The 26,596-nt window shown below is 71.3% G+C and carries 31 protein-coding genes, 1 tRNA gene and 1 other RNA gene; 22 read left to right on the top strand and 11 right to left on the bottom strand.

Translation table 11 applies throughout. The features are described from left to right. Positions 1-117 precede the first annotated feature (117 nt). The 3 genes from GI374_RS06455 to GI374_RS06445 are packed head-to-tail and all read left to right on the top strand — an operon-like array spanning position 118 to position 2,457. Positions 118-906, top strand: a complete 789-nt coding sequence (locus GI374_RS06455; RefSeq protein ID WP_370515180.1) for a GNAT family N-acetyltransferase — start codon at positions 118-120, stop codon at positions 904-906. Then, on the top strand, positions 903-1,766 hold the full coding sequence (locus GI374_RS06450; RefSeq protein WP_154336198.1) for a 1-acyl-sn-glycerol-3-phosphate acyltransferase: 864 nt from the start codon (positions 903-905) through the stop codon (positions 1,764-1,766). The genes GI374_RS06455 and GI374_RS06450 overlap by 4 nt, the downstream gene beginning before the upstream one ends. 58 nt (positions 1,767-1,824) lie before the next feature. Continuing rightward, positions 1,825-2,457: a thiamine phosphate synthase gene (locus tag GI374_RS06445; RefSeq protein ID WP_154336197.1), complete on the top strand. Its 633-nt coding sequence runs from the start codon at positions 1,825-1,827 to the stop codon at positions 2,455-2,457. Positions 2,458-2,501: 44 nt separating this feature from the next. Here the strand turns inward: GI374_RS06445 and purN are convergent, their stop codons facing one another. Continuing rightward, the gene (gene purN / locus GI374_RS06440) at positions 2,502-3,101 is read right to left on the bottom strand and encodes a phosphoribosylglycinamide formyltransferase (RefSeq protein ID WP_370515178.1); all 600 of its coding nucleotides are present in this window, start codon (positions 3,099-3,101) and stop codon (positions 2,502-2,504) included. Then, complete coding sequence (gene purM, locus GI374_RS06435; RefSeq protein ID WP_154336196.1) at positions 3,098-4,147, bottom strand: phosphoribosylformylglycinamidine cyclo-ligase; 1,050 nt, start codon at positions 4,145-4,147, stop codon at positions 3,098-3,100. Before purM ends, purN begins: the two co-directional genes overlap by 4 nt. A gap of 90 nt (positions 4,148-4,237) precedes the next feature. Between purM and GI374_RS06430 the strand changes: the two genes are divergently transcribed. After that, a tRNA-Ile gene (locus tag GI374_RS06430) sits at positions 4,238-4,310 on the top strand. A 20-nt stretch (positions 4,311-4,330) separates the two neighbouring features. Here GI374_RS06430 and rnd read toward each other — a convergent pair. Further along, entirely contained in the window at positions 4,331-5,500 is a 1,170-nt protein-coding gene (gene rnd, locus GI374_RS06425) for a ribonuclease D (RefSeq protein WP_154336195.1), read from the bottom strand. A 148-nt stretch (positions 5,501-5,648) separates the two neighbouring features. After that, positions 5,649-6,887 (bottom strand): acyl-CoA dehydrogenase, encoded by a 1,239-nt coding sequence (locus GI374_RS06420; protein ID WP_229582767.1) that lies wholly within the window; start codon positions 6,885-6,887, stop codon positions 5,649-5,651. Positions 6,888-7,048: 161 nt separating this feature from the next. Between GI374_RS06420 and GI374_RS06415 the strand changes: the two genes are divergently transcribed. After that, positions 7,049-9,517 (top strand): OmpA family protein, encoded by a 2,469-nt coding sequence (locus GI374_RS06415; protein ID WP_154336194.1) that lies wholly within the window; start codon positions 7,049-7,051, stop codon positions 9,515-9,517. 65 nt (positions 9,518-9,582) lie between these two features. On the opposite strand, the gene purS is transcribed toward GI374_RS06415, so the two are convergent. Then, complete coding sequence (gene purS, locus GI374_RS06410; RefSeq protein ID WP_154336284.1) at positions 9,583-9,825, bottom strand: phosphoribosylformylglycinamidine synthase subunit PurS; 243 nt, start codon at positions 9,823-9,825, stop codon at positions 9,583-9,585. Positions 9,826-9,862: 37 nt separating this feature from the next. Continuing rightward, positions 9,863-10,627, bottom strand: coding sequence for a phosphoribosylaminoimidazolesuccinocarboxamide synthase (gene purC, locus GI374_RS06405; RefSeq protein WP_154336193.1), 765 nt, complete (start codon positions 10,625-10,627; stop codon positions 9,863-9,865). Between the two features lie 147 nt (positions 10,628-10,774). Here purC and GI374_RS06400 point away from each other — a divergent pair, with 147 nt between their 5' ends. Together GI374_RS06400 and bmt are read left to right on the top strand one after the other, a co-directional pair. Continuing rightward, a complete protein-coding gene (locus GI374_RS06400) occupies positions 10,775-11,089 on the top strand; it encodes a DUF1476 domain-containing protein (protein ID WP_154336192.1) in 315 nt (104 codons plus the stop codon). An 83-nt stretch (positions 11,090-11,172) separates the two neighbouring features. After that, complete coding sequence (bmt, locus tag GI374_RS06395) at positions 11,173-12,180, top strand: betaine--homocysteine S-methyltransferase (RefSeq protein WP_370515176.1); 1,008 nt, start codon at positions 11,173-11,175, stop codon at positions 12,178-12,180. 4 nt (positions 12,181-12,184) lie between these two features. On the opposite strand, the gene GI374_RS06390 is transcribed toward bmt, so the two are convergent. Then, positions 12,185-13,264: a PA0069 family radical SAM protein gene (locus GI374_RS06390; protein ID WP_154336191.1), complete on the bottom strand. Its 1,080-nt coding sequence runs from the start codon at positions 13,262-13,264 to the stop codon at positions 12,185-12,187. Between the two features lie 125 nt (positions 13,265-13,389). Between GI374_RS06390 and GI374_RS06385 the strand changes: the two genes are divergently transcribed. From GI374_RS06385 to rpmG, 9 genes are all read left to right on the top strand, one after another. Beyond that, entirely contained in the window at positions 13,390-13,800 is a 411-nt protein-coding gene (locus tag GI374_RS06385) for a ketosteroid isomerase-related protein (protein WP_154336190.1), read from the top strand. Then, on the top strand, positions 13,797-14,381 hold the full coding sequence (locus GI374_RS06380; RefSeq protein ID WP_154336189.1) for a GNAT family N-acetyltransferase: 585 nt from the start codon (positions 13,797-13,799) through the stop codon (positions 14,379-14,381). The genes GI374_RS06385 and GI374_RS06380 overlap by 4 nt, the downstream gene beginning before the upstream one ends. A 60-nt stretch (positions 14,382-14,441) precedes the next feature. Then, on the top strand, positions 14,442-14,729 hold the full coding sequence (gene gatC / locus GI374_RS06375) for an Asp-tRNA(Asn)/Glu-tRNA(Gln) amidotransferase subunit GatC (protein WP_154336188.1): 288 nt from the start codon (positions 14,442-14,444) through the stop codon (positions 14,727-14,729). Then, complete coding sequence (gene gatA, locus GI374_RS06370; protein WP_154336187.1) at positions 14,726-16,216, top strand: Asp-tRNA(Asn)/Glu-tRNA(Gln) amidotransferase subunit GatA; 1,491 nt, start codon at positions 14,726-14,728, stop codon at positions 16,214-16,216. The genes gatC and gatA overlap by 4 nt, the downstream gene beginning before the upstream one ends. Positions 16,217-16,247: 31 nt before the next feature. Next, positions 16,248-16,946 carry a hypothetical protein gene (locus GI374_RS06365; protein WP_154336186.1) on the top strand — a complete coding sequence of 233 codons (699 nt, stop codon included), beginning with the start codon at positions 16,248-16,250 and terminating at the stop codon, positions 16,944-16,946. Beyond that, entirely contained in the window at positions 16,904-17,605 is a 702-nt protein-coding gene (locus GI374_RS06360; protein ID WP_154336185.1) for an N-acetylmuramoyl-L-alanine amidase, read from the top strand. The genes GI374_RS06365 and GI374_RS06360 overlap by 43 nt, the downstream gene beginning before the upstream one ends. Positions 17,606-17,638: 33 nt before the next feature. Continuing rightward, positions 17,639-18,027: RNase P RNA component class A (rnpB, locus tag GI374_RS06355), an RNA gene on the top strand. Positions 18,028-18,181: 154 nt separating this feature from the next. Next, positions 18,182-18,595 (top strand): PAS domain-containing protein, encoded by a 414-nt coding sequence (locus tag GI374_RS06350; RefSeq protein ID WP_154336184.1) that lies wholly within the window; start codon positions 18,182-18,184, stop codon positions 18,593-18,595. Positions 18,596-18,674: 79 nt separating this feature from the next. After that, a complete protein-coding gene (gene rpmG / locus GI374_RS06345) occupies positions 18,675-18,842 on the top strand; it encodes a 50S ribosomal protein L33 (RefSeq protein WP_154336183.1) in 168 nt (55 codons plus the stop codon). 251 nt (positions 18,843-19,093) lie between these two features. Here rpmG and GI374_RS06340 read toward each other — a convergent pair whose 3' ends face one another. The 4 genes from GI374_RS06340 to alr form a co-directional block, all read right to left on the bottom strand. Continuing rightward, complete coding sequence (locus tag GI374_RS06340; RefSeq protein WP_154336182.1) at positions 19,094-20,011, bottom strand: hemolysin family protein; 918 nt, start codon at positions 20,009-20,011, stop codon at positions 19,094-19,096. Beyond that, the gene (gene ybeY, locus GI374_RS06335) at positions 20,008-20,529 is read right to left on the bottom strand and encodes an rRNA maturation RNase YbeY (protein ID WP_154336181.1); all 522 of its coding nucleotides are present in this window, start codon (positions 20,527-20,529) and stop codon (positions 20,008-20,010) included. Before ybeY ends, GI374_RS06340 begins: the two co-directional genes overlap by 4 nt. Beyond that, on the bottom strand, positions 20,519-21,604 hold the full coding sequence (locus GI374_RS06330; RefSeq protein WP_229582764.1) for a PhoH family protein: 1,086 nt from the start codon (positions 21,602-21,604) through the stop codon (positions 20,519-20,521). Before GI374_RS06330 ends, ybeY begins: the two co-directional genes overlap by 11 nt. Positions 21,605-21,724: 120 nt before the next feature. Further along, complete coding sequence (alr, locus tag GI374_RS06325; RefSeq protein ID WP_154336180.1) at positions 21,725-22,741, bottom strand: alanine racemase; 1,017 nt, start codon at positions 22,739-22,741, stop codon at positions 21,725-21,727. 139 nt (positions 22,742-22,880) lie between these two features. On the opposite strand from alr, the gene GI374_RS06320 reads away from it, so the two are divergent. The 6 genes from GI374_RS06320 (at position 22,881) to GI374_RS06300 (ending at position 26,508) form a co-directional block, all read left to right on the top strand. Then, positions 22,881-24,413 (top strand): acyl-CoA carboxylase subunit beta, encoded by a 1,533-nt coding sequence (locus GI374_RS06320; RefSeq protein WP_154336179.1) that lies wholly within the window; start codon positions 22,881-22,883, stop codon positions 24,411-24,413. Next, the gene (locus tag GI374_RS06315) at positions 24,413-25,060 is read left to right on the top strand and encodes a DUF6497 family protein (protein ID WP_154336178.1); all 648 of its coding nucleotides are present in this window, start codon (positions 24,413-24,415) and stop codon (positions 25,058-25,060) included. Before GI374_RS06320 ends, GI374_RS06315 begins: the two co-directional genes overlap by 1 nt. Before the next feature lie 181 nt (positions 25,061-25,241). Continuing rightward, positions 25,242-25,370 carry a hypothetical protein gene (locus tag GI374_RS19630; RefSeq protein ID WP_255453668.1) on the top strand — a complete coding sequence of 43 codons (129 nt, stop codon included), beginning with the start codon at positions 25,242-25,244 and terminating at the stop codon, positions 25,368-25,370. 78 nt (positions 25,371-25,448) lie between these two features. Beyond that, the gene (locus tag GI374_RS06310) at positions 25,449-25,838 is read left to right on the top strand and encodes a hypothetical protein (RefSeq protein WP_154336177.1); all 390 of its coding nucleotides are present in this window, start codon (positions 25,449-25,451) and stop codon (positions 25,836-25,838) included. Between the two features lie 121 nt (positions 25,839-25,959). Continuing rightward, the gene (locus GI374_RS06305; protein WP_154336176.1) at positions 25,960-26,202 is read left to right on the top strand and encodes a hypothetical protein; all 243 of its coding nucleotides are present in this window, start codon (positions 25,960-25,962) and stop codon (positions 26,200-26,202) included. An 84-nt stretch (positions 26,203-26,286) separates the two neighbouring features. Continuing rightward, on the top strand, positions 26,287-26,508 hold the full coding sequence (locus tag GI374_RS06300; protein WP_154336175.1) for a hypothetical protein: 222 nt from the start codon (positions 26,287-26,289) through the stop codon (positions 26,506-26,508). Positions 26,509-26,596 lie beyond the last annotated feature (88 nt).

Here is a 26,596-nt window from a genome sequence, read left to right as displayed (position 1 = left end):
CTGTGAGGCATCGGACGGCCCGCGGCAATGTCCATCCCGCGCCGCGCGCTTGCATTGGCGGCCGCGGCTGGCCTAGAGGGGGGCCCACGCGCGACCACAGGAGCGAGCGACGCCCAAGTGACCGCCCAGGCCCCGCCCGTCCCCTTCGAGGTCCGGCTCGCCGCCTCCGATGCCGACCGCCGCGCGGCGGCGCGGCTGCGTTACCGCGTCTTCGTGCAGGAGCTCGGCGGCGACGGCCCGCTGGTCGACCACGCCGAGGGGTTGGAGCGCGACGAATTCGACGAGGCCACCGACCACCTCCTGCTGATCGACCGCAGGCGCGATCCGGCGCAGGCCGAGCATGTCGTGGGCGTCTACCGCCTGATGACCGAGGCGCAGGCCGAGGCCTTCGGGCGCTTCTACTGCGATGGCGAATACGACCTCGCGCCGCTGCGCGCCTCGGGGCGGCGGCTGCTGGAACTGGGGCGGTCCTGCATGGACCCGCAGTATCGAGGCGGCTCGGGGATGTTCCTGATGTGGAACGCGCTTGCCGACTATGTGCTGGCCTGCGGGATCGAGATCCTGTTCGGCGTTGCCTCGTTCCACGGCACCGATGCCGCGCGCCTCGCCCAGCCGCTGGCCTGGCTGCACCACCACCACCTCGCGCCCCCCGGCCTGCGCCCCGTGGCGCGCGAGGAGGGGCGTCAGCGGATGGACCTGATCGCGCCCGAGGCCCTCGACCGGCGCGATGCGATGGCCGCGATGCCGCCGCTGATCCGGGCCTATCTGCGCCTCGGCGGCGCGGTGGGCGACGGCGCCTTCATCGACCGCGCGTTCAACACCACCGACGTGCTGATGCTCGTCGACACCGCCGCCATGTCCGAGCGCCACCGCGGCTTCTACACCACCCGGCGCGGAGCGCCATGAACGAGGCCGCCCCCGCGCAGCCTTCTGCCTCGACCCTCCGCCCCGGCCAGCCCTGGCGCGGCGGCGAGCCGCCGCCATTGCAGCCGGTGCTAGGTGTTACCGGAACGCTGCGCGCGGTGCTGCGGGGGGTGGCGATCCTTCTCGTGCTGCTCCTCGGCGTCGCGGCCCTCCTGCTGCTGCGGCTGGTCGAGCGGCCCTTCGCCGGTCCGCGCCGCCCGCTGAGCGGACCGCTCGTTCAGGGCGTCTGCCGCCTCTGCCTCGCCATCCTCGGCCTCCGCTGGCGGCGCGTCGGGAAGCCGATGAACGCGCCGGGGGCGGCGGTCGCCAATCACACGGGCTGGCTCGACATCTTCGTGCTGAACGCCGCCATGCCGGTCTTCTTCGTCTCCAAGGCCGAGGTCGCCGGCTGGCCCGGCATCAACCTGCTGACCCGCGTGACCGACACGCATTTCGTCGTCCGCGACCCCCGCCTCGCCCGCGCCCAGGCGGCCGAGTTCGCCGCCCGCACCCGCGCCGGGCACCGGCTGCTGTTCTTCCCCGAGGGCACCTCCACCGACGGGCGGCGGGTGCTGCCCTTCAAGCCGACGCTGTTTCAGGGCTTCTTCGACCCCGCCCTGCCGGCCGGCCTCGCGCTCCAGCCGGTGAGCGTGCGCTACGAGGCCCCGCCGGTGCGCGACCCGCGCTTCTACGGCTGGTGGGGGGACATGGAGCTGCGGCCGCACCTGCTGGCGGTGCTGGCGCAGGCGCCGCAGGGCAGCGTGACGGTCACGCTGCACGAGCCGGTGCCGGTCGCGGGCCATGACCGCAAGTCGCTCGCCGCGGCCTGCGAGCGGGCCGTGCGCACAGGCGGGCCGGGCTGAGGCTCTGGCCAAGCCCGGCGGCGTTGCGCTAGGAGGCGCGGCAACCCGCGAGGACCCCATGCCCCAGACGCCCCCCACCGCCGAGGACGGCGACGGCCCGCAGCTCTATCTGGTCACGCCCTCGGGCGCCGCCGCCGCGGCCTTGGGGCCGCTGCTGGCCGAGGTCCTGGACCGCGCCCCCGTCGCCTGCCTGCGCATCCGCGCCGGCGACGATGCGGCCGAGCTCGGCCGCCTCGCCGACATGGCGCGCGAGATCGCCCATGCCCGCGACATCGCCGTGCTGATCGAGGACCACATCGCCCTCGTCCAGCCCCACGGCCTCGACGGCGTCCACCTGACCCACGGCGCGCGCGGCGTGCGCGAGGCGCGCAAGTTGCTGGGCCCGGACGCCATCGTCGGCGCCTTCTGCGGCGCCTCGCGCCACGAGGGCATGACGGCGGGCGAGGCGGGGGCGGATTACGTCAGCTTCGGGCCGGTCGGAGCCTCGGCGCTGAGTCCGGGCGAGACGGCGCCGCTCGACCTCTTCGCCTGGTGGTCGGAAATGATCGAGGTGCCGGTGGTGGCCGAGGGCGCCATCGACGCCGAGCTGATCGCGGCGCTGCGGCCGGTGGCGGATTTCATCGCGCTCGGGCCGGAGATCTGGGGGGCAGACGACCCGGCGGCGGCGCTGGCCGCCTTGTGGCTGCCGTAGCTGCCGGAGGTTTCACACCCCCGGACCCCCGTGGGATATTTGGATCAAGGCGAAGCGGGAAGGTCGAGGCGGGTGCGGTCGCCGGAGGCGGCGCGGCGCAGGACGGCTGGGTAGAGGCGGTGCTCGGCCTTGAGCACGCGCGCGGCAAGCGTCTCGGGCGTGTCGCCGGGGAGCACGGGTACCCGCGCCTGTCCGAGGATCGGGCCGCCGTCGAGTTCGGTCGTCACCTCATGCACCGTGCAGCCCGCCGCGGCATCTCCCGCGGCCAGTGCGCGGGCGTGGGTGTCGAGGCCGGGGTAGTTCGGCAGCAGCGAGGGATGGATGTTCAGCATCCGGCCTTGGAAGCGGGCGACGAAGCCGGGCGTGAGAATCCGCATGAAACCGGCGAGGCAGATCAGGTCCGAGGCGGCCGCCTCCAGCGGTTCGAGCAGCGCCGCCTCGAAACCGGCGCGGTCGCGGCCGAAGGGGCGGTGATCGACGGCGGCGGTCGGCACGCCGAGAGCCGCGGCGCGGGACAGCCCGGCGGCCTCGGGGTCGTTCGACAGCACCAGGACCGGGCGGGCGGGATGGTCGCCGGTCATGCTCTCGACCAGCTTCACCATGTTGGAGCCGCCGCCGGAGATCAGGATGGCGACGCGCTTCACCCCAGGGCGCCGCGGTAGCTGACCCCCTCGCCCTCGGCCACGCGGCCGAGACGTTGGACGCGCTCGCCCTCGGCCTCGAGCAGCGCAGTCAGCGCCTCGGCCCGTGCCTCGGCGACAACGAGGATCATGCCGATGCCCGCGTTGAAGGTCTTGAGCATCTCGGCCTCGGCAATCCCGCCCGCCTCGCGCAGCCATGCGAACACGCCGGGCAGCTTCCACGCGCCGAGGTCCACCTCCGCCCCCAGCCCCGCCGGCAGGACGCGCGGCAGGTTCTCGGTGATGCCGCCGCCGGTGATATGGGCGGCGGCGTGCAGGCCGCCCGCCTTCAGCGCCGCCAGCACCGGGCGGACATAGAGCCGGGTCGGCGTGAGCAGCGCCTCGCCGAGCGTGGTGTCGGCGAAGGGCGCAGTGTCCTCCCACCCCATGTCGGCCGCGAGCGCCACGCGGCGGACCAGCGAGAAGCCGTTGGAATGCAACCCGTCCGAGGCGAGGCCGAGCAGCACGTCACCCGCCGCGACGCCGGAGGGCAGCGCCGTCCCGCGCTCCATCGCCCCGACCGCGAAGCCCGCAAGGTCGAAGTCGTCGCCGTGATACATGCCCGGCATCTCGGCCGTCTCGCCGCCGATGAGCGCGCAGCCGGCGGCGCGGCACGCCTGCGCGATCCCTTCGACCACGCGCGCGGCCTGTTCGACCTCCAGCTTCCCAGTGGCGAAATAGTCGAGGAAGAACAGCGGCTCGGCCCCCTGGCAGACGAGGTCATTGACGCACATCGCCACGAGGTCCTGGCCGATGCCGTCGAGATGCCCGGTGTCGATCGCGATGCGGAGCTTGGTGCCGACGCCGTCCGTCGCCGCGACCAGCACCGGGTCGGCAAAGCCTGCGGCGCGCGGGTCGAACAGCGCGCCGAAGCCGCCGAGGCCCGACATCACGCCCGGCCGCGCCGTCGCCGCCGCGGCAGGAGCGATACGGCGGACCAACGCGTTGCCCGCGTCAATATCCACCCCCGCGTCGCGGTAGCTGATCCCCCTGCCCCCGGTTTCGGCCATGATCCCGCCCCTCGATGCGCTTCGTCGCGGCCTGATAGGCCGGTTTCGCTTGACCCGCAAACCCGCTTTTGCGACGGCTGTGGATGCGGCGGGCCTGTAGCTCAACGGTCAGAGCAGGGCGCTCATAACGCCTTGGTTGCAGGTTCGAATCCTGCCGGGCCTACCGCCGCCCCCTTGCGGGCCTCAGTCGATCTCGACCACGCGCACCGAACCGTTGCGCGCCGAGAGCGCGACCCGCCCCTCGGCCAGTCTCAGCGCGTCGCGCCCAAAAACCTCGCCGCGCCAGCCGCTCAGCACCGGCAGGTCGCGCGTGCCGGAGGCGAGGGCGTCGAGTTCCGCCGCCGAGGCGATCAGGCGGGGGGCGACGCCCGCCTCGTCGGACTTGGCCTTGAGCAGCACGCGCAGCAGGTCCGACAGCGCCGGATTGCCGGGGACGCCGGGCTCGGAGGGCTCGGGCTTCGGCAGATCGCGCACCGCCGCCGCGCGGTTCAGCGCCTCGAGGATGCCATTCGCGATCTCGCCCTTCCGGGCGTCGCGCAGCAGCAGGCGCGACTTGCCGAGGTCTTCCTCGGTCAGCGGCCGGGTCGAGGCCAGCTCGATCAGCGCGTCGTCCTTCAGAACGCGCGAGCGCGGCACATCGCGGCCTTGGGCGAAGCGTTCGCGGAAGGCGGCGAGCTCCTGCAGCGCGACCTGGAAGCGGGGCGAGCCGCTGCGGGTGCGGATGCGCTGCCAGGCTTCCTCGGGGCGGGTGATGTAGGTCTCGGGGTCGGTGAGGACGGCGAGTTCCTCGGCCACCCATGGCCCGCGGCCGGTCTTTTCCAGCTGCGCCGCGAGATATTCGTAGATCGCCCGCAGATGCGTCACATCGGCGAGCGCATATTCCATCTGCGCCTGGGTCAGCGGGCGGCGCGACCAGTCGGTGAAGCGCGAGGACTTGTCGAGGGGCTGTCTGGCGATGCGCTTGACCAGCGTCTCGTAGCCCGCCTGCTCGCCGAAGCCCGCGACCATCGCGGCGATCTGGGTGTCGAAGAGCGGCGTCGGGAAGATCCCGGCGTCGTGGAAGAAGATCTCGAGGTCCTGTCGGGCGGCGTGGAACACCTTCACCGTCGCCTCGTGCCGGAAGAGGCCGTAGAGCGGCTCCAGCGACAGCCCCTCGGCCAGCGGATCGACCAGCACCGCGGGGCCGCCCGGCTGCTTGCCCGCCGAAGCGGGCGGCAGGGCCATCTGGATCAGGCAAAGCTTCGAGTAATAGGTCCGCTCGCGCAGGAACTCGGTATCGACGGTGACATAGGGGTGGCGCTTGGCCTCGGCGCAGAAGGCGGCGAGGTCGTCGGTCGTTGTAATGGGCGTCATGCGGGCCTTCGGCTGGTCAGGGCGGGGCATCCGCCGCGGTTGCGCTCGTGTAAGCGCCTGATGCCGGAAAGCAAAGAAGAACGCGGCGCGTCTTGGCGCGCCGCGTTCGGTCTGTGTCGTGGCGGGGACGGCTGGCCGCCCCTGCGGATCAGAAGAACGCCTGCAGCCCGGTGATCGCGCGGCCGAGGATTAGCGCGTGGACGTCATGCGTGCCCTCGTAGGTGTTGACCGTCTCGAGGTTCTGCGCGTGGCGCATCACCTGGAACTCCTCCGAGATGCCGTTGCCGCCGTGCATGTCGCGCGCCCAGCGGGCGATCTCGAGCGCCTTGCCGCAGTTGTTGCGCTTGACGAGCGAGATCATCTCCGGCGCCGCCTGCGCCTCGTCGAGCAGCCGCCCGACCCGCAGGCTGCCCTGCAGGCCGAGCGCGATCTCGGTCATCATGTTGGCGAGCTTGAGCTGGTAGAGCTGCGTCTGCGCCAAGGGCCGCTTGAACTGGTGCCGGTCGAGGCCATACTGGCGGGCGGCGTGCAGGCAGAACTCGGCCGCGCCGAGGGCGCCCCAGCTGATGCCGTAGCGGGCGCGGTTGAGGCAGCCGAACGGCCCCTTCAGCCCCTCGACGTTGGGCAGCAGCGCGTCCTCGCCGACCTCGACATCCTGCATGACGACCTCTCCAGTGATCGAGGCGCGCAGCGAAAGCTTGCCGTCGATCTTCGGCGCGGAAAGGCCCTTCGTGCCCTTGTCGAGCACGAAGCCCTTGATCTTGCCGCCATGCGCCTCGGACTTGGCCCAGATCACGAACACATCCGCGATCGGCGAGTTCGAGATCCACATCTTGCTGCCATTCAGCACATAGCCGCTGTCGGTCTTGCGGGCGACGGTCTTCATGCCCGCCGGGTCGGAGCCGGCGTCGGGCTCGGTCAGGCCGAAGCAGCCGATCCACTCGCCCGAGGCGAGCTTCGGCAGGTATTTCTGCCGCTGCGCCTCGGTCCCGTAGGCATAGATCGGATACATCACCAGCGAGGACTGCACCGACATCATCGAGCGGTAGCCCGAATCGATCCGCTCGACCTCGCGGGCGATCAGGCCATAGGCCACGTAGGAGGCGCCGAGGCCGCCGTATTCCTCGGGCACGGTCACGCCCAGAAGGCCCATCTCGCCCATCTCGCGGAAGATCGCCGGGTCGGTCTTCTCGTCGCGATAGGCCTCGATCACGCGGGGCTGCAGCTTCTCCTGCGCATAGGCGCGGGCGCCGTCGCGCAGCATCCGCTCCTCCTCGGACAGCTGGTCCTCCATGCGGAAGGGGTCTTCCCAGTCAAAGCGGCCGAGGTCGGGGGCGTCCTTGGCCTTGAGCTTCGGCAAGGCGGCGGTGTCGGTCGGGGCGTTCATGGCGGGTTCTCCTCGTTTCGGCAGGTCCATAGGCCGCGGTCCGCGATCACGCAATCCTCAGGTGTTTGTCATCACCGTCACGACCATGTGGGGAACCCGTCCGGAGGCGTCAGGTTACTGTCGCACAAACGTCCGGGCACGATCCGAGGAGACTTCGTCCCATGAGCCGCATCTTCCGTTCCACCACTGCGCTCGCCGCTTCGCTGAGCCTCGTCGCACCGAACTTCGCAATGGCCGAGACCGCGCTGACGCAGGCCGAGTTCGAGCAGCTGCAGGCGCAGACCACGCAAGGCCAGCCGCATCTCGCCGCGGCGCTGGCCCGCGAGATCGCGAACGGGCTGACGGCCGACCAGCTGACCTGCATGGACGATTCGGCCCGCCCCTGCGCCGATGACGTGGCGCTGAAGACGCCGTCGGGAATGGCGGTGCGGATCAGCGAGTCGGGTGAGATCGCGCTCGCGCCGCGCAACGAGCAGGACGAGCAGGTGGCGAACGCCATCGCCGGGGCGGCCATGGCGGCACCCGCGCCGGACGCCGGTGGCGCAGCCGATGCCGCTGTGGCGGCGGTTGGACCGGGCGAGGGCGAGCTGGCCGCGGCCCTGGCCGCCGAGGCGCCAGAGGTCACGAGCGAGCCTGCACCGGAGGCAGAAGTGCTGGCGCAGGCAGACGCACCGGTGATCCTGCCCGAGACCACGCCTGAGGCTGCGGCTGAGCCTGCCCCCGAGCCCGCCCCTGAGGTAGCGGCGGAGGCCCCTGCCCCGGTCGCCGCGCCGGAAGCGACTGCCGAGCCTGCGGCCCCGGTGACCGCCGCGACGCCCGCGCCGCAGCCCGAGACGCCGGTCGAGACGCCCGAGCCGCCGACCCGGGCCGCCGCGGCCCCGGCACCCGAACCTGCGCCGGAAGTCGCCGCCAGTCCCGATACCCCGGCCCAGCCGGCAGCGCCCGACGCGGGCCCCAGCGAGGGCGATCTCGCGGCCGCGCTTGCCGCGGAGGGCGAGGCCAAAGCTGACGCACCCGCCGCCGAGCCGGCGCCGGTGGCGCCTGCCGGGCAGCAGGCCGAGGCCGCGCCCGCCCCTGCGGCCGCCGAAGACGACCTCGCCGCCGCCCTCGCGGCAGCGCAGGGCGAGGAGCAGCCTGCCGCGGGTCAGGCCTCAGCCTCCGCCCCCGCGGCCCCCGAGGCAGCCGCTGCGCAGGCGCTCGCCGCCTCGACCGGGCAACCGGAGGCGCCGCAGCCGGTGGAGGTGAGCAAGGAGGAGCAGTCGGCACTCGCCGATGCGCTCGCGACCGTGGCGGCCGCCGCCCCGCCGCCCGCCGAGCCGCAGCCCCAAGCCGCGCCGGAGTCGCAGGCGCAGTCCCCTGAGCAGCCGCAGCCGGTCGCGCCCGCGGCTGAAGCCACTGCCGCTGCCGGCAGTGAAGCCCCGACCGACGATGGCGACGACGCGGCCGCCCTCGCCGCGGCCGCGGCCCTCGCCCCGGTCGCCGCGGCGCTGCTCGCTCCGGCGCAACTGTCCGACAACGCGACCTCGGTCGTCGTGACGCCGGAAAGCGCCCGCTCCTCGGCCGAAGATTTCGGCACCAGCATCGCGCAGGCCGTGGCCGCCGCGCAGAACGCGCCGGTGGTGACGGGCGGGCAGGCTTCCACGACGCCGACCCCGGTCGGCCCCTCGGGCGAGCCGGTCGCGAACGACCCCGTGGTCGTCACGCCCGCCACCCCGCCAGGCCAGACGCCGACCACGGTGGCCGAGGATGACGACGATGACAACACGCTCCGCAACCTGCTGATCGCGGGCCTCGGCGCCTATGCCGTGGGCACCATCCTGCAGAACCAGAACCGCGTGGCGCTGAACACCGGCGACCGGGTGGTCACGGTGGCCCCGGACGGCAGCCAGCAGGTCTGGCGCAACGACGACGCGCTGCTGCTGACGCCCGGCGCGCGGGTCTCGACCGAGAACTTCTCGGACGGGAGTTCGCGCACCATCGTCTCGCGCGAGGATGGCAGCCGCGTGGTCACGATCCGCGACGCGCAGCTGCGCGTGCTGCGCCGGACGCTGATCCAGCCGAACGGCAGCGTCGTGGACCTGGTCAACGAGGCGGTGCCGGTCGCACCGGTCGAGCTCGCGGCCCTGCCCCCGGCGGCGCGCCCGGTGGTGGTCTCGCCCTCGGCCACGACCGAGGAGTTGCGCGACGCCCTGCGGCAGGAAGCGGCGATCAACCGCAGCTTCTCGCTGACCCAGATCCGCAACATCGCGCAGGTCCGCAATCTGGTGGCGCCGATCTCGATCGACTCGATCACCTTCGACACCGCCTCGGCCGCGATCCGGCCCGACCAGGCGCGGCAGCTGGCGGCCTTGGGCAGCACCCTCGCGGGGATGATCGCGGCGAACCCGGCCGAAGTGTTCCTGGTCGAGGGCTATACCGACACCGTAGGCGGCGAGGCGATGAACCTGGCGCTGTCCGACCGGCGGGCCGAGTCCCTCGCGCTCGCGCTGACGGAATACTTCGACGTGCCGCCCGAGAACCTGATCGTGCAGGGCTATGGCGAGCGCTTCCTCGCCGTGCCGCAGGAGGGCGACATCCGCGAGAACCGCCGCGTCGCGGTGCGCCGGATCACGGATCTGCTGAACAACTGACCGGCAGGCAAAGGAAAGGGGCCGCGCGATCCACTCGCGCGGCCCCTTCGCATGTCCCGCAGGCGTCAGACGAACTCGACCTGCCAGCGTTCGATCACGGTGTTGGCCAGCAGCGCCTCGCACATCCGCGCGACCTCAGCCTCGGCATCCGCGCGCGCGTTTCCCGGCGCGAGGTCCAGCTCGATCACCTTGCCCTGCCGCACGGCCTCGACGCCGCGGAAGCCGAGGACGCCGAGCGCGTGGCGGATCGCCTCGCCCTGCGGGTCCAGCACCCCCTCCTTCAGCATGACGGTGACGCGGGCGCGCAGGCGGTCGTCGGCCATGGGAGGCCTCCCTTTCCGAGGATCAGTTGATGAGCGTGGGCTTCGTCATGTTCTGCGCCTGCGCCGGCATCAGCCCGAGACGGCGCGCGACCTCGGTATAGGCGTCGGTCAGGTTGCCGAGGTCGCGGCGGAACACGTCCTTGTCGAGCTTGCGGCTGGTCTTCATGTCCCACAGCCGGCAGCTGTCGGGGCTGATCTCGTCGGCCACCACGAGGCGCATGAAATCGCCGTCCCAGATGCGGCCGATCTCGATCTTGAAGTCGATCAGCTTGATGCCGACCCCGTAGAACACGCCCGAGAGGAAGTCGTTCACCCTGAGCGCGAGGCTCACGATATCGTCGAGGTCCTGCTGCTGTGCCCAGCCGAAGGCAATGATGTATTCCTCGCTGACCATCGGGTCGCCGAGCTCGTCGTTCTTGTAGCTGTATTCGACGATCGGCCGCGGCAGCGGCTCGCCCTCCTCGATGCCGAGGCGCTTCGACAGCGACCCGGCGGCGAAGTTGCGCACGATCACCTCCAGCGGGATGATCTCGACCTGCCGGATCAGCTGCTCGCGCATGTTGATGCGGCGGATGAAATGGGTCGGCACGCCGATCTGGCCGAGGCCGACCATGAAGAACTCGCTCAGGCGGTTGTTCAGCACGCCCTTGCCATCGACCACGGCCTTCTTCTGGGCGTTGAAGGCGGTGGCGTCATCCTTGAAATACTGGATGAGGGTCCCCGGCTCGGTCCCTTCGTAGAGGATCTTGGCCTTGCCCTCGTAGACTTTCTTGCGCCGTGACGCCATCGGGCCGCCCCCTCTTGCTTGCATGCGGCCGGTGTAGGCTCATTGGGGCGGGGCGGCAATACGGGCGTGAGCGCCGGCACTTGCGGCGAAGGGGCGGCATGGGCATATCGCGGGCAACTGTTTCAACCTGGCCGGAGGGAGACCCCGATGACCACATTCGACGACCGCCAACGCTCCTACGAGGCGAAATTCGTCCATGACGCGGACCTGCGCTTCAAGGCCGAGGCGCGGCGCAACCGCCTGCTGGGCGAATGGGCCGCGGGGCTGCTGGGCAAGACCGGCGAGGACGCGCGCCAGTATGCAATGACGGTCGTGACCTCGGATTTCGAGGCCCCGGGCGAGGACGACGTGGCCCGGAAGGTGGTGGCCGACCTCAAGGGCCGCGCCGACGAGGCGACGATCCGCGCCAAGATGGACGAGCTGCGCCAGATCGCGCGCGAGCAGATCGCGGGCGAGAGCTGAGCCGCCGCCGGGGGGCTGTCTGCCCCCCGATCCCCCCGAGGATATTTGTCTCAAGGCAAAGCCTGCCAGACCGGAGAGCGCCCGTGACCGACCTCTTGAGCCGCCTGCTGGCCGAACGCGACTGGCTGATGGCCGATGGCGCCACCGGGACCACGCTCTTCAACATGGGGCTGAGCGCGGGCGAGCCGCCGGAACTGTGGAACGTCGATCGTCCGGACGACATCCGCAGCCTCTACCGCGGCGCGGTCGAGGCCGGGTCGGACCTGTTCCTGACCAACACCTTCGGCGGCAACGCCGCGCGGCTGAAACTGCACAAGTCGCAGGACCGGGTTCGCGAACTGAACCGCGTCGCGGCGGAACTGGGGCGCGAGGTCGCGGATGCGGCGGGGCGGCCCGTCGTGGTTGCGGGCTCGGTCGGGCCGACCGGCGAGATCATGGCGCCGATGGGCAGCCTCACGCATGAGCTCGCGGTCGAGATGTTCCACGAGCAGGCCGAGGGGCTGAAGGAGGGCGGCGTGGACGTCCTCTGGGTCGAGACGATCAGCGCGCCAGAGGAATACAGGGCCGCGGCCGAGGCGGCGCGGCTGGCCGGGATGCCCTGGTGCGGGACGATGAGCTTCGACACCGCGGGCCGGACGATGATGGGCGTGACCTCGGCGCAGCTTGCGGCTTTGGTGGAAAAGCTGCCGAACCCGCCGCTCGCCTTCGGCGCCAACTGCGGCGTCGGCGCGTCGGACCTGCTGCGGACGGTGGCGGGCTTCGCCGCCTCCGGAACCGAGCGGCCGCTGATTGCCAAGGGCAATGCCGGGATTCCGCGCTTCCAGGAAGGGCATATCCATTACGACGGCACGCCGGAACTGATGGCCGAATACGCGATGCTCGCGCGCGATCTGGGCGCCCGCATCATCGGCGGCTGCTGCGGGACGCAGCCCGAGCATCTGCGGGCGATGCGCGCGGCGCTCGAGACGGTGCCGAAGGGGCCGCGGCCGAGCCTCGAGGAGATCACGGCGCGGCTGGGCGGGTTCTCGTCCGAGTCGGACGGCACCGGCGAGGGGCCGGTCCGTCAGCGCCACAACCGCCGCCGCGGCTGAGCTTTCAGAACAGCGCCAGCTGGTCCCCCGTCCTTGCAGGCGGGCCGAAGCGGGAGCAGTCGAGGGCCGGGCTGCTCTCGTCATAGCCCAGCCGCTTGCGCGCCAGGCGGAAACGTTGCTGCAGCAGCTGGGCCTCCACCCCCTCGCCCTTCATGCGGCTGCCGAAGCGCGGGTCGTTGTCGCGCCCGCCGCGCATCGCCTGCACCCGGGTCATGACATGCGCCGCCCGGCCCGGCGCCACCCGGTCGAGCCAGTCGCGGAAGAGCGGCGCGACCTCGTGCGGCAGGCGCAGCGGGATCATCGAGGCGTTCCGCGCCCCCGCCTCGCGCGCGGCCTTGAGGATCGCCTCGACCTCGGGCTCGGTCAGCACCGGGATGACGGGCGAGACCATGACGCGGACCGGGATGCCGACCGTTGCCAGCCCCTCGATCATCTTGAGGCGGGTCGCGGGCGAGGGGGCGCGCGGCTCGAGCGAGCGGGCCATGGCCTGGTCGAGCGTGGTCAGCGAGATGCCGACCGTGACCAGCCGCCGCGCCGCCATCTCCACGAGGATGTCCCGGTCGCGCAGCACGAGGCTGCCACGGGTGGCGAGCGACAGCGGGTGGTTCCAGTCCGACAGCACCTTCAGGATGCCCGGCATGATCCGGTATTTCGCCTCGATCGGTTGGTAGGGGTCGGTGGCGGTGCCGATGCCGAGCGGCGCGACACGGTAGGCGGGGCGGGCGATCTCGCGCTCAAGGAGCGCGGCGGCATCGGGGCGGGCGGTCAGCTTGGTCTCGAAGTCGAGGCCGGGCGAGAGGCCGAGATAGGAATGGAACGGCCGGGCGAAGCAGTAGATGCAGCCATGCTCGCAGCCGCGATAGGGGTTGAGGCTGCGGTCGAAGGGCACGTCGGGCGAGGTGTTGCGGGTGATGACGCTGCGCGGGCGCTCGATGGCCACCTCGGTCTCGACCCGCCGCGCCTCCTCGGGGATGTCCCAGCCGTCATGCTCGCGATGGGCCTCGAACCGCTCGAACCGGCCCTTGGGCCGCGAGACGGTGCCACGGGCCTTGATGATCTCGTCGGGGTTCTGCGGCGGGAGCATCCCCTCACGCTAGAACAATCAGCGAACACGGCGCAACCACCGCCGCGCTCATCACGGGATCGTGACCGCGGCCTTTCCCCCGCCCCCGCGATGTGAGACGCGGGGCCGCACAACGGGAGACCGCCATGAGCCGCCACGACGCCGAAGACCTGATCCGCCGCTACTACGCCGCCTTCAACGCCGGTGACGCCGACGGCATGCTGGCCCTCGTCACCGACGACGTGGAGCATCGCGTGAACGAGGGCGAGCCGCGCCACGGCCGTGCTGCTTTCGCCGATTTCTGCGGCCACATGGGCGTCTCCTACCGCGAGCGGCTGGAGGACATCGTCACCTTCGCCACCGCGGACGGCGCCCGTGCCGCGGCCGAGTTCACGGTCCACGGCACCTATCTCAAGACCGATCCCGGCCTGCCCGAGGCGCATGGCCAGACCTACGCTCTGCCCGCCGGCGGCTTCTTCGACATCCGCGACGGCAAGATTGCGCGGATCACCACCTTCTACAACCTCGCCGACTGGGTCCGGCAGGTCTCGGCATGACCGAGGTCCGGGTCCTTCCGCCGGCCGAGATCGAGGCCCGCCTCGACGAGATTGCGGGCCTGCGGATCGCGGTGTTCCGGGAATGGCCCTATCTCTACGACGGCGACCCGGACTACGAGCGGCGCTACCTGCGGCCCTATGTCGAGAGCGACGCGGCGCTGGTGGTCGGCGCGCTCGACGGTGGCCGGCTGGTCGGGGTGTCCACCGCGACGCCGATGGAGGACCACAAGGACGAGTTCGCCGCCGCCTTCGCCGGGCGGCCCGAGCCGCTGGAGACGATCTTCTACGGCGGCGAATCGCTGCTGCTGCCGGAATGGCGCGGGCGCGGCATCGGCGGCCGCTTCTTCGACGCGCGTGAGGCGCGCGCCCGCGACCTCGGCCGCTGCCATGTCGCCTTTTGTTCGGTCATCCGCCCGGACGACCACCCGGCCCGCCCGCCTGGCGCGCGGGGCAACGAAGGCTTCTGGACCCGTCGTGGCTATGCCTCCCTGCCGGGCGTCGTGGCCGAGTTCCACTGGCGCGACCTCGGTGCGGCGGAGGAGAGCGGCCACCCTTTGCAGTTCTGGATGCGGAGCCTTTGAGGGCCGCCTTGATGACCCCTGTCGCGGGCGCTATTCCCGCGACAACCCGAGAGGAAGCGCATGTCCATCACCCCCGACGAGGCCCGCAAGGTCGCCCATCTGGCGCGCATCGCGGTCGCGCCCGAGGCGCTGCCGAAGCTGGCCGAACAGCTCAACGGCATCCTGCATTTCATGGAGCAGCTGAACGAGGTCGATATCGAGGGCGTCGAGCCGATGACCGGCGTGACGCCGATGCGGCTGAAGCGCCGCAGCGACGAGGTGACGGCGGGGGGGATGCCCGAGAAGATCCTCGCCAACGCGCCGGACGCGCGCGAGGGGTTCTTCGCCGTCCCGAAGGTGGTCGAATGAGCGCGCTGAACGCCCTGACCATCGCCGAGGCCCGCGACGGGCTGCGCAAGCGCGACTTCACCGCCGCCGAGCTGACCGAGGCCTGCCTCGGCGCGATCGAGGGCGCGGGCGCGCTCAACGCCTTCGTCCACGGCACCCCGGAGCTCGCGCGCGAGCAGGCGGCGGCGGCCGATCAGCGCCTCGCGGCCGGCGACGCGCCCGCCATGTGCGGCATCCCGGTCGGCATCAAGGACCTCTTCTGCACCGAGGGCGTGCCCGCGCAGGCCGCCTCGCGCATCCTCGAGGGCTTCCTTCCGCCCTATGAATCGACCGTCACGCGCAACCTGTGGGACGCGGGCGCGATCTGCCTCGGCAAGCTCAACATGGACGAGTTCGCAATGGGCTCGTCGAACGAGACCTCGGTGTATGGCAATGCCGTGAACCCGTGGCGGCGCACGGGCGATGACGCGGCGCTGACGCCGGGCGGCTCGTCCGGCGGCTCGGCCGCGGCGGTGGCGGCGGGCCTGTGCCTTGCGGCGACCGGGACCGACACCGGCGGCTCGATCCGCCAGCCCGCGGCCTTCACCGGGATCGTGGGGCTGAAGCCGACCTATGGCCGGGTCAGCCGCTGGGGCGTGATCGCCTTCGCCTCCTCGCTCGACCAGGCCGGACCGATGACGCGCAGCGTCCGCGACGCGGCGATCATGCTGCAGGCGATGGCCTCGGTGGACCCGATGGACTCGACCTCGGCCGAGATCCCGGTGCCCGACTTCGAGGCGGCGCTGACCGGCGACATCCGCGGCAAGCGCATCGGCCTGCCGCGCGAATACCGCATGGAGGGTATGCCGGGCGAGATCGAGGCACTGTGGAAACGGGGGGCCGAGATGCTGCGCGATGCGGGCGCCGAGGTCGTGGACATCTCGCTGCCGCATACGAAATACGCGCTCCCCGCCTATTACGTCATCGCCCCGGCCGAGGCGTCCTCGAACCTCGCCCGCTATGACGGCGTCCGCTATGGCCGCCGCGCGAAGCTGGGCCAGGGCGACGGGATCACCGAACTCTACGAGAAGACCCGCGCCGAGGGCTTCGGCCCCGAGGTGCAGCGCCGGGTGATGATCGGCACCTATGTGCTGTCGGCCGGCTTCTACGACGCCTATTACAATCGCGCCCGCAAGGTCCGCGCGCTCATCAAGAGCGACTTCGACGCGGTGTTCGCCGAGGGAATTGACGCGATCCTGACGCCCGCGACGCCTTCGGCCGCCTTCCCGCTCGGCTCGGTGGACGAGGCGGCGGACCCGGTGGCGATGTATCTCAACGATGTCTTCACGGTGACGGTGAATCTTGCCGGGCTGCCGGGAATCGCGGTGCCCGCCGGGCTGGACGTGCAAGGACTGCCGCTTGGCCTGCAACTGATCGGGCGGCCCTTCGAGGAGGGAGCGCTGCTCAATGTCGCCGGTGCGATCGAGCATCGTGCGGGATTCATGGCAAAACCCGATCGCTGGTGGTAGCGTCGGGCAGGAAACAGCCGGGGGAACGGTGATGCGGCAGGCGATGTGGCTCGGGTTGCTGGCGCTCGCCGCCTGCAACGAGAACTCCGGCTGGAACCCGAACTACGTGATCGCCGACCGGCCCTATGGCGCGGTCCTCGATTCGACGACGCCCTACGCGGCCTACAAATACGAACGCGAATGGGCGCTGCTGGGCCAGCGCGAGGTGCCCGAGACGATCCCGCGGGCGCTGCCCCTCGACGCGCCGACCCCCGCGGATATCCGCGGGCCGAGCGTCTGGCAGACGATCCGCGGCGAGGCCGTGGCGGTCGTGGCCGGCCCGGTGCTGCCCGAGGTCTGGCGCCAGCCGGCGCAACCTGTCGTGGCCGCGCCGGCCGTGATCCCGGCGCCGCCGAGCGCACCCGCGGCGGCGGTCGTCGCGGTGCCCGTCGCGCCGGTGGCCGTTGAACCCGTGGCGATCACCCCCGGCCCCTATCCGGGCGCCTCGCCCGTGCTGATCCGCTACGCGCAGGCCGCGGGCCATGAGCGCGGCACCGCGGTCTGGCCGCGGCCGAACGCCGACCCGCGGATTGCAGCGCGGACCTGCCGGACCTTCGCCGATGCCGATTCGGCGCAGATCGCCTTCCTCGTCCGCGGCGGCCCCGAGGTCGATCCGGCGCAGATGGACCCGGACGGCGATGGCTTCGTATGCGGCTGGAACCCGGCACCATTCCGACAGGGCGCCCTCTGACGAACGCCTTCCCCTCGCCGAATCACGGCGACCGCCGCGGGCGGCGGGTCGAACTCGTGGTGATCCACGCCACCAACATGCCCGACGCCGCGAGCGCCCGCGCGCGGCTCTGCGACCCGGCGGCGGAAGTCTCGGCCCACTGGCTCATCCACGAGGACGGCACGACCGAGCAGCTCGTCTGCGAGAGCCGCCGCGCCTGGCACGCGGGCGCGGGCGCGTGGCGGGGCGAGGATGACGTGAACTCGCGCTCCATCGGGATCGAGCTGGCGAACCCCATGGACCGCCCCTTCCCCGAGCCTCAGATGGCCGCGCTCGAGACGGTGCTGGCAGCGATCCTCGCCCGCCACGGCCTCGAGCCGGACGCAGTGATCGCGCATAGCGACATGGCGCCGGGGCGGAAGGACGACCCCGGCAAGCGATTCGACTGGCGGCGGTTGGGGCTTCAGGGGCTTTGCCTTGGGCAAATATCCTCCGGGGGTCCGGGGGTGGAAAACCCCCGGCTTCTGCCGCCGCTCAGCGACAGCCTCGACGCCCTCGGCTACCCCCCCGCTCCGCCGCTGGCCCGCCTCGCCGCCTTCCGCCTCCGCCACCGCCCGGGCGCGGAGGGCCCCGAATCGCCCGACGACCGCCGCCTCGCCGCGGCCCTCGCATGCGCTTGACCGCGGCGGCTCCCGCCGTCATATCCGCTTCGCGCGGATGGCCGGATGACCGCGGCACGGCTTCATGCCGGGTCGAGGAAAGTCCGGGCTCCACAAGGCAACGGTGCCGGGTAACGCCCGGCGGGGGCAACCCCAGGGAAAGCGCCACAGAGAGAAGACCGCCGCGGGTCCGCCCGCGGCAAGGGTGAAACGGTGGGGCAAGAGCCCACCGCGGGACGGGCAACCGGACCGGCAAGGCAAGCCCCACCGGGAGCAATGCCGAATAGGGAGCGCGCGCCGGGGCAAGCCTCGGCAGGACGGCCTGGTCCGGGCGCTCCGGGTTGGCAGCACGAGCGCCGCGGCGACGCGGCGCCCAGAGGAATGGTCATCCACGGGGGCTTCGGCCCCCCGGACAGAACCCGGCTTACAGGCCATCCGCGCAGATATCCGCCAAAGGCGCGGAGCTTCGGTCGATTTCGCGCCAGAATTGTGCTACGCAGAGGTTGGCGCGCGCTGCCACGCGGCCTGACTGCTGCCGCCCCGTTCCGGGCGACGCGTGGCCGCTCGCGCTCTGGTGACGCCGAGGGGACCACCGCCATGCTCATGCGACCCGACACCGCGCGCTTTCCCCAGAACGACGGGCAGGACGCCGCGCTCGCGCTTGCACTGCTCAAGGCGATGCCGGGGCGGGTCTGCCTGCTCGACCCGGACGGCCGCGTGACCTTCGTCAACGGCGCGGGCCTGCGATCCTTCGAGCCGTCGGAGGCCGTGCAGGGGCGCTTCTGGTGGGACCTGTGGCCCGCGGCCGACCGCGAAGTGCTTCGGACCGCACTCGTCGAGGCGGCGGCGGGCGAGACGGTCACGATCGAGGCAGGCCCCTCCGACCGCGGTTGGCAGCAGATGGTCGTGGCACCGGTCGAGGATGCGCGCGGGACGCTGGTGAAGATCCTCGTGATCGCGCGCGAGGCCTGCGACCCGGACGGGTTGACAGCGCGCCCCGAGCCGCTATGAACCGGCCTTCAGCGAATTCCCCGGTCCCGGCGCCGCCCTTGCGGGCGCGCCCGGCCCGGACCACCAGGAGCGACATGCGATGGCGAAGCCGACCACCGTCAAGATCCGCCTGAACTCGACGGCGGGCACGGGCTATTTCTACGTCACGAAAAAGAACGCCCGCACCATGACCGACAAGATGACCGTGCGCAAATACGACCCCGTCGCGCGCCAGCATGTCGAGTTCAAGGAAGGCAAGATCAAGTAAGCAGGCCAGGCCGGCACCGCTGCCGTCCGCCGCTTGACAGGCCGCTCCGGGGCACCGGAGCGGCTTTTCCACGTTTAGCAGCACAAACGCCACGACGGCGCGCCCGTGGACGATATGAGCCTCGACCAAGCCTACGTTGGGCTGACAGAGGGTCAACGCCCGCCTTGGGGCCGGGCGCTGACCCGTCCGCTTTGACCGCCGGACGGGAAGCAGCGGGATCGTTGCGCAAGACGTCCCGGAGGACGCCTTCGCTACTCCGCCGCCGCCGGAAACCGCAGCCGCAACACGCGCAGCTTTCGCGAATCGCCCTCGACCACCTCGAAACTGGCGCCGCTCGGATGCTGCACCACCTCGCCGGGCGCGGGCACCCGGCCCGCCAGCAGGACGATCAAACCGCCCAGCGTGTCCACTTCCTCGCCCTCGTCGCCATGGCCGAGCACGAGGCCCGTCGCGTCCTCGACATCGTCGAGTTCCGCCCGCGCCTCGATCAGCCACTGCCCGGGCTTCTCGACCTGCCATTGCCGCTGGTCGAGGTCGTCATGCTCGTCCTCGATCTCGCCGATGACCTGCTCGATCAGGTCCTCGATCGTCACCAGGCCGTCCACGCCGCCATATTCGTCGATCACCAGGGCCATGTGGATCCGCTTCTGCTGCATCGTCTGCAGCAGCGTGGCGGCGGACATTGAGGGCGGCACGAACAGCAGCGGCCGCAGCATCGGGCGCAGCGCGAAGGCCGCCTCGGGCTTGCCGAAACCGTGCTGCAGCGCGAGGTCCTTGAGGTGGATCAGGCCGAGGGGCGTGTCCAGCGTGTCGCGATAGATCGGGATGCGCGAGACGCCGTTCTCGCGGAAGAGGTCCACCAGTTCCAGCAGCGAGGCGGTGACCGGCGCGGCGACGATCTCGTTCTTGGGCAGCGCGACATCGTCCACCTTCATCTGCCGCAGCCGTGCGAGGCTCGGCGCCCCTCGGGCCGGGCTGTTGTCCTCCGGCTCGGCGCGCTCCGGGGCCGTGTCGGTTGGGTCGGCGGTGAAGGAGGCGAAGAGGCGGCCCAGCAGGCTGCGTCCCGAGGGGGCGTCGGCGGCGACGGCCTCGGCTGGGGGCGGGTCGTCGGCCGGGGACGGCTCCGGGGGAGTCGGGTCGGCGTCGGGACTTCGGCTCTGGGCGTTCATGGGGTTCCGCGGTCAGAATAGGGGTCGGCGATGCCGAGGCCCCAAAGGATGGAACGCTCGGCCTCTTCCATGGTTTCCGCATCGCGCGCGTCCTCGTGGTCGAAACCGGCGAGGTGGAGGGTCGCGTGGACCAGCAGATGCATGACATGGTCGCCGAACGGCTTGCCTTGCGCCGCCGCTTCGGCCGCGCAGGTCTCGTAGGCGATGGCGATGTCGCCCAGTTCGTCGGTGTCCGGCGCGACGGGGATGGCGCCCGGGATACGGGGCGCGTGCTCGACCGAGGGCCAGCTCAGCACGTTGGTCGGCCGCGGCTTGCCGCGGAAATCGGCGTTCAGCGCCGCGATCCGGGCATCGTCGCAGCCCATCACCACCACCGCAGAGTCGCCCCGGTCGAGCCATTCGAGCGCCGCGCCGACCGCCCTCGCCGCGAGGGCATCTAACCCCGCGGCCTCCCATCGCTCGTCCTCGATCACCACGTCGGCGCCGGGAGCGGCGGGGCTGAAGACCTCAGCCGTCATTGCGCTCGATCCATCGGCGCGGGCGCATGCCCGCGCGGGCGGCCTCGGCTCGCGCCTCGACGCCGGCCTCGTCCGCGTCCCAGGCCTCGATGATCCGCGCGACCAGCGGGTGTCGGACCACGTCCCTGGCGGTGAAATAGCTGAAGCTGATCCCCGGCACGCCCTTCAGCAGCGTCTCGGCCTCGACCAGCCCCGAGACGCTGCCGCGCGGCAGGTCCACCTGTGTGCGGTCGCCGGTCACGACCATGCGCGAGCCCTCGCCGAGACGCGTCAGGAACATCTTCATCTGCATCGTGGTCGCGTTCTGCGCCTCGTCGAGCACCACGAAGGCGGAGGCCAGCGTCCGGCCACGCATGAACGCGAGCGGCGCGATCTCGATCCGCTTCTCCTCCATCAGCTTCTGAAGCTGCTTGGCCGGGAGAAAATCGTTCAGCGCGTCGTAGAGCGGCTGCATGTAGGGATCGACCTTCTCCTTCATGTCGCCGGGGAGGAAGCCCAGACGCTCGCCCGCCTCGACGGCCGGGCGCGAGAGGATGATCTTGTCCACATGCCCGCCGATCAGCATGGTGACGCCCACGGCAACGGCGAGGTAGGTCTTGCCCGTTCCCGCCGGGCCGATGCCGAAGGCGAGTTCGTGGCCGTAAAGCGCGCGGACATAGTCGCGCTGCGCCTCGGTGCGGGGCTCGACCGTCTTCTTGCGGGTGCGAAGCTCGATCGGCCCCTGCCCGAACATCTCCAACTGCTCGGCGGGCGTCGGGCTGCCGCCGTCGCCCGACGACTCGCCGCCCATGCGGAGTGCCGCCTCGACATCGCCCATATCGACCGAGCGCCCTTGCTCCAGGCGGGTATAGAGGCCGTTCAGCAGCGCCGCGGCATCCGCCTGCGCCTCGGGCGGGCCGACGATCGAGAGGCGGTTCCCGCGGCGCAGCACATGCGTCCCGGTCGCGGCCTCGATTCGCGCCAAGTGCCGGTCATGCGGCCCGCAGAGTTGGATCAGGAGCCGGTTGTCGGGAAACTCCAGCACAGTCTCGGCCGGCGCGGGATTGGCGGCGGGGCTCGCGGGGATCAGGCCCAAGGGCTGCTCCAGGTCAGGGTCATGGTCTCCGATGAGGGAACCTGTCCCTCATGGTTGCGGAAGCTCGCGCGCGGCGCAAGCATCTCGGGCGCGTCCGCGCGGGATTTCACCGAAATCGCCTCACAGATAGCGGCGCGGATAGCGGCGGCCGAGGGCGGTCAGCGCCTCGTAGCCGATGGAGCCGAAGAGCGCCGCATAGGCGTCGATGCCGCGATGCGGGCCGATCAGCTCGAACGCCTCGGGGATCTCGGGCAAGTCGGTCACGTCGAGGGTGATGGCGTCCATCGAGACGCGGCCGACCAGCGGCACCTCGCGGTCGCCCGCGAACAGGGTCACGCCCTTCCCGGCGAGGGCGCGCGGCAGGCCGTCCGCGTAACCGCCCGAGAGGGTGGCGATGCGGGTGCGCCGCCTGGCGGTCCAGGCGCCGTTGTAGCCGACCGTCTCGCCCGGCTCGATCCAGCGAAGCTGGCGCAGCGGCAGGGTCAGCGTGACCACCGGGCGCGCGGCCGCGTAAGGCAACCCGCCATAGAGGCCGACCCCCGGCCGGGTCAGGTCGAAGTGATACTCCGGCCCGAGCAGGATGCCCCCCGTCGCGGCTAGCGAGCGCGGGACGCCAGTGCCATCGGTCATCGCCCGGAAGCGGGCAAGCTGGGCGGCGCTGTGCGGGGCGTCCGGCTGGTCGGCTGCGAAGAGATGCGACATCAGCAGCGCCGGCCTCGCCGCCAGAACCTCGCCCCGCAGCCCCGCCCATTCGGACGCGGCGAAGCCGAGGCGGTTCATGCCGCTGTCGAGCTGCACCGCGAAGGAGCCGCGCGGGCGCAGGCTGCGGTCGTGGAAGAATTGCTCCGGCGAGACAAGGCAGGGAATGAGGCCGTCGAGTTCCGCCCCCGGCGCGTGGCCCTCGAGGACGAAGATGCGCGCGTCGGAACCGAGGAGGGGGCGGAGCGCCTGCCCCTCGGCGGCGGTGTAGGTGAAGAACTCCCGCGCCCCCGCGTCGCGGAGCGCGGGCACCACGCGATCCGCGCCGAGCCCGTAGGCATCCGCCTTGACCACCGCCCCCGCCCGCGCCGTCGGCGAAGCCGCCGCGAGCGCGCGCCAGTTGGAGGTCAGGGCCTCGAGGTCGATGGTCAGCGTCATGCGGCTGCTTTGGCCCCTGCCCTGCCCCCGGTCAAGGCCCGCCCCGGTCGCGCCATGCTTGCAATCCCGCGCGATATGCCGTTTCCAGCGGCAGGTTCGGCGGCAGCGTCGGCCGCCAGAGGGACAAAGGGACGCCGCGATGAAGGACATCCTCGAGCAGCTGGAAGAGAATCGCGCCGCGGCGCGCCTCGGCGGCGGGCAGAAGCGCATCGACGCCCAGCACGCCCGCGGCAAGCTGACCGCGCGCGAGCGGCTGGAGCTGCTGCTCGACGAGGGCAGCTTCGAGGAGTTCGACATGTTCGTCCGCCACCGCTCGACCGAGTTCGGGATGGAGGCGGACCGCCCCTATGGCGACGGCGTCGTGACCGGCTGGGGCACGATCAACGGCCGCATGGTCTATGTCTTTTCGCAGGATTTCACCGTGTTCGGCGGCTCGTTGTCCGAGACCCACGCGCAGAAAATCTGCAAGATCATGGACATGGCGTTGCAGAACGGCGCGCCGGTGATCGGGCTCAACGACTCGGGCGGGGCGCGCATCCAGGAGGGGGTGGCCTCGCTCGCCGGTTATGCGGACGTGTTCCAGCGCAACGTGCTGGCCTCGGGCGTGATCCCGCAGATCAGCGTCATCATGGGCCCCTGCGCCGGCGGCGCGGTCTATTCGCCGGCCATGACCGACTTCATCTTCATGGTGAAGGACACCTCTTACATGTTCGTGACCGGCCCCGACGTGGTGAAGACCGTGACGAACGAGCAGGTGACGGCGGAGGAACTGGGCGGCGCCTCCACGCATACGCGGAAATCCTCGGTCGCCGACGGCGCCTTCGAGAACGACGTCGAGGCGCTCTCGGAAATCCGGCGCCTGTTCGACTTCCTGCCGCTCTCGAACCGCGAGAAGGCGCCGACGCGGCCCTTCTTCGACGATCCGGCGCGGATCGAGCATTCGCTCGACACGCTGATCCCGTCGAACCCGAACCAGCCCTACGACATGAAGGAGCTGATCCTGAAGCTCGCCGACGAGGGCGACTTCTACGAGATCCAGAAGGATTTCGCGGGCAACATCGTCACCGGCTTCATCCGGCTCGAGGGGCAGACGGTCGGCGTCGTGGCGAACCAGCCGATGGTGCTGGCCGGGGTGCTGGACATCGACTCGAGCCGCAAGGCCGCGCGCTTCGTGCGCTTCTGCGACGCCTTCGAGATCCCGATCCTGACCCTCGTGGACGTGCCGGGCTTCCTGCCGGGCACCGGGCAGGAGCATGGCGGCGTCATCAAGCACGGCGCGAAGCTGCTCTTTGCCTATGGCGAGGCGACGGTGCCGAAGGTCACGGTTATCACCCGCAAGGCCTATGGCGGCGCCTATGACGTCATGGCGTCGAAACACCTTCGCGGCGACTTCAACTACGCCTGGCCCACGGCCGAGATCGCGGTGATGGGCGCCAAGGGCGCGGTCGAGATCCTCTACCGCTCGGAGCTGGACGACGCCGGAAAGATCGCGGCGCGCACGAAGGACTACGAGGACCGCTTCGCCAACCCGATGGTCGCGGCCGAGAAGGGGTTCATCGACGAGGTGATCCAGCCGCATTCGACCCGCCGCCGCATCACCCGCGCCTTTGCAAGCCTGCGCGGCAAGAAGCTCGCGAATCCGTGGAAAAAGCACGACAACATTCCGCTGTGATGGGGGCGCTGCTGGCCTCGGCGGCGGCTCCCTGGGCGGCGGCCACGGTTCCGGCGGCGCCGGACGGCGAGGCGATCACGGCGCCCTCGGGGGCGGAGCTGCGCTTCGTGGACACCGTGCGCGACGTGCCCGGCCCCGCGGGCGTGACCTGGCGCTATCGCTTCATCATGCCCGATCTGGCCTCCCTCGTGCCCGTCACCACCGGCGACGCCACGGGCGATCTGACCGAGGAGGACATGGCCGAACTCGACAGCCTCGGGCTCGACATCTCGCTGCGTCCCGGCACGGCGGTAAAGGTGGACCCCCTGGCGGAGTCCGAGCTGGTCGATCCCGAGGACCTCGATCTGCCCGATTTCCGCCCCGAGGACTTTGTCTTCGCCGAGGACGAGTTCGACGCCCCCCTGGCGGTCCCCGCCGATCCCGACATCCTCCTGCAGGATCCGGTCCATGCCGATATCGCCTGGATCTGCGAGAACTGGGTGCTGCCGCGGGTCGCAGCCGACACGGCGCCGCGGCCCGCGCAGATCATCATCAGCGTCTCCGACCGCCCGACCGAGTTCGGCGCCGTCGATATCGAGGCCGTGCAGCTGTTCGAGGCTTTCTCGATCTCGGACGACGGCAGACACTGCATCTGGGAGCCGTGGTGATGGCGCCTTCCCGCCAAGTGCCTGATGCAACAAGGCAACAGACTGCGCGCGCGACCCTGCGCCGCCCGGCGCCCACCTGTCCGCTTCGCCCCGCCCCCCTTAAAGTGGCGCCGCTGCCGACGCTTGCGGGCAGCCATCAACCGAGCAGTCGGGGCACCACCCCGCCTTACAGGAGCGCACCATGTCCATCCGCATCGCCCTTGCCGCCATCACCGTGGCCTTCGTCGCCGCCTGCCAGCCGCAGCAGCCCGAAGTTGTCACCCAGCCGGTCGTCGTCGCGCCCGAGCCGGTCTTCAGCGGCAAGTACTGATTTTGTCCTGACGCCTCCGCGCGGGCGGGTCTTCTGCCCGCGCGGGACAACGGGACGCAGCGCAAGGGAGCGCGTCCCATGCTGAAGCATCGCGGCTTTCCGGGGCGGCTGCCCTCCTCCGACCTCCAGTTCGTCATCCGTCGCGCCAATCCCAAGGGCGTCACGCCCCTCGTGGCGCGCGAGCGCTACCGCGACCGTGCGGCCATCGACCGCGCCGCCGACCGCGCCTTCCTCGCCGCCCTGATCGAGCATTTCGGCGACGAGCCGTTCGAGCGCGGCAACCTCGACGCCGGCCGCCTCGGTTGGCTGCTGGGGCGTGAGGTGCTGGCGGTCGGCCCGCTGGACCCCAAGAGCTACGAGCAGCTGCTGCGCGTGGACCTCGCGCGGGCCGAGGCTGCGTTTCCCGAGATTTTCGACGGAAGCGGCGGCGGCGAAACGGATTACTTCGATGACGAGGCGGCGGATTGATGCCGATCTGCCGCGCACACGCCGTCTCACACCGTTGTCAATTCCGGCCGGATGCCGGAACTGCCATGCTTCCGACACGGTTCTTCGGCCCTGAGCGGCCCAAACACACAGGCAGGATCACATGCGCTCTCTCTCCCTTCTCCGCCTCACCGTTGCCGGTGCCGCACTCGCCGTGCTCGGCGCCTGTACGCAAGGCCCGTATGGCCAGCAGCTCTCGCCGGACGTGCAGCGCGCCGCCGGCGGTGCGATCGCCGGAGGCGTCATCGCCAAGGCTCTCGACGAGGATGTTGCCACTGGCGCGGCCATCGGCGGCATCGGCGGCGCCCTTTGCGACGATCTCGGCGTCTGCCAGCGGCGCTACTGAGCCACTGAACGCCCATAGCGGCGGCGGCGTCCGGGGCGGCAGCGCATCCGGGCGCCCATGCCGCGCATCAGGAAAGACCAACCCATGTCCAAGATCACCCTCGGCCTTGCCGGCCTCGCGCTCGCAGCAGTCGCCGGCTGCACTCAAGGCATCAACCCGACCGACGTCGACCGCGCCATCATCGGCGCCGGCACCGGCTATGTCGTCCAGCAGGTCCGCGGCGAGAGCGGCAGCGACCGCCTCAAGGGCGCCGCGATCGGCGCCGCGGGCGGCGTCTTCTGCGACGACGTCGGCCTCTGCCAGTGACCTGAGGGCCGCCGCACCGCGCGGCGCGCCTGACCACCGCCTCACGCCGCCCCGGCCCTCGCGCCAGGGCGGCTTTCTCATGTCCGGG

The organism is Paracoccus sp. S-4012, from assembly GCF_009674885.1.
Lineage (GTDB): Bacteria > Pseudomonadota > Alphaproteobacteria > Rhodobacterales > Rhodobacteraceae > Paracoccus.
Note: the sequence above shows the minus strand (reverse complement) of the source record. Positions and strands in the feature narration are given on the sequence as shown.